This is a genomic window from Phenylobacterium sp., assembly GCF_036677185.1.
GTDB lineage: Bacteria > Pseudomonadota > Alphaproteobacteria > Caulobacterales > Caulobacteraceae > Phenylobacterium.
The window spans coordinates 1-1,874 of record NZ_JAKFEN010000005.1 but is presented as its reverse complement, the minus strand read 5'-3'; the positions used below and the strand labels follow the sequence as shown (position 1 = coordinate 1,874).

Sequence of the window (1,874 nt, the reverse complement as noted above, 5' to 3'; positions counted from 1 at the left end):
AGGGCGGCCATCTGCCCGCCGCCTATGTAGTCCTGGACCGAGCCGTAGCTGATGGCGCCCAGGTCGATGCGGCCGCCGAGCAGGGCGACGACCTTCTCGGATACGGTGCCGGCATCGACCATCTTCAGCTTCACCCCGGCCAGTTGCTCGAACATCAGGCCCTGGATGTGCGAGAAGCTGCCCATCTCGGTGCCGTAGCTGATGCTGCCCGGGTTGGCCTTGGCCTTGTCGATCAGCTGCTGCAGGCTGTTCACCCCGGCGCTCTGGCTGGCGACGAAGATCGCGCCCTTGTCCACGCCGGCGATGCAGGAAATGTCGAAGGCCTCGAAGCCGTCGTCGGACAGGCCGGCCACCTCGTTGACGATCAGCTGGCCGGTGTGGGTGAAGAGGAGGGTATTGCCATCGGGAGCGGCGCCCTTGACCTGCTCGGCGGCCAGGGTGCCGCCACCGCCGGCGACGTTGGTGACCACCATGTTCTTGCCGGTGAGCTGGTTGAAGTACTTGGCCATCATGCGCGCGTTGAAGTCGGTGTCGCCGCCGGGGTTGGCGATCACCACCACCTGCACCGGGCGGGTCGGCCAGTCGACGGCGTCGGCGGCGAAGGCGGCTGATTGGGCGGTGAGGGCGCCCATGCCGAGCAGGGCTGAGAGCAGGGAGGCGCGGATTGTTTTATTCATTGGAGTTCTCCGGGGGATGAGGGCTGCGCGTTTCAGTTCGAGCGCCCGAGGCTCGGGCGTTTCGGGTGGTACTGCCAACCTGGAACCAGGTATTGCATGGCCATGGCGTCGTCGCGGGCGCCGCTGACCACTGTCTTGTAGAGCTCATGGGCGGCCATGATCCGCTGCATGTCCGGCTCGATACCCAGGCCGGGCTTGTCCGGCACCTGCACCTGGCCGCCTTCGATCCGCAGCGGCTCGCGGGTCAGGCGTTCCTCGCCCTCCTGCCAGATCCAGTGGCTGTCGATGGCGGTGATGCGCCCCGGCACCGCGGCGGCGGCGTGGGTGAACATGGCCAGGGACACGTCGAAGTGGTTGTTCGAGTGCGAGCCCCAGGTCAGGCCGAACTCCTCGCAGACCTGGCCCAGGCGCACCGCACCCTGCAGGGTCCAGAAGTGCGGGTCGGCCAGTGGAATGTCCACCGCATCGAGGCGCAGCGAATGGCCCATCTGCCGCCAGTCGGTGGCGACCATGTTGGTGGCGGTGGGGATGCCGGTGGCGCGCCTGAACTCGGCCATGATCTCGCGGCCGGAATAACCGTGCTCCGCGCCGCAGGGGTCCTCGGCGTAGGCCAGCAGGTGGCCCTGGCCCTGGCACAGCTCGATGGCCTCGGCCAGCGACCAGGCGCCATTCGGGTCGAGGGTGACGCGGGCGTTGGGGAAGCGCGCCTTGATCGCGGCCACCGCCGCCATCTCCTCGCGGCCGGACATCACCCCGCCCTTGAGCTTGAAGTCCTGGAAGCCATAGCGGGCGTTGGCGGCTGCGGCCAGGCGGGCGATCGCCTGGGGGGTGACGGCTTCCTGATGGCGCAGGTGGTACCAGTCCTCGCTGGCGCCGCTGCCGGCCCGGTAGGGCAGGTCGGTGCGCCGGCGGTCGCCGATATAGAAGAGGTAGGCCAGCATCGGCACGCTGTCGCGCTGCTGGCCGTTGCCGAGCAGCTCGGCGACCGGCACGCCCAGGTGCTGGCCGAGCAGGTCGAGCAGGGCGGCCTCGACCGCGGTGATCACGTTGTCCAGGCGCAGGTTGATCTCATGCGGCTGCTTGAGCACGGCGGCCTCGGCCGCGGACGTGACCTGATGCACGGTGGCCTGGGGCCCGCCGCCGTCGCGCCCGGCGATGGCCTGGCGCAGGCCGTTGAGCACGCGGTTATAGCGGCCG

General features: G+C 69.2%; 2 protein-coding genes. Both read right to left on the bottom strand.

Annotated features, from left to right (window positions below; genetic code table 11):
* The coding region (locus tag V6M51_RS00205) for a tripartite tricarboxylate transporter substrate binding protein (RefSeq protein WP_332763610.1) at positions 1–677 on the bottom strand (677 nt) is incomplete at its 3' end.
* Positions 678–709: 32 nt separating this feature from the next.
* Positions 710–1,874, bottom strand: a 1,165-nt coding sequence (locus V6M51_RS00200; RefSeq protein ID WP_332763608.1) for an enolase C-terminal domain-like protein, incomplete at its 5' end; no start/stop codon positions are given.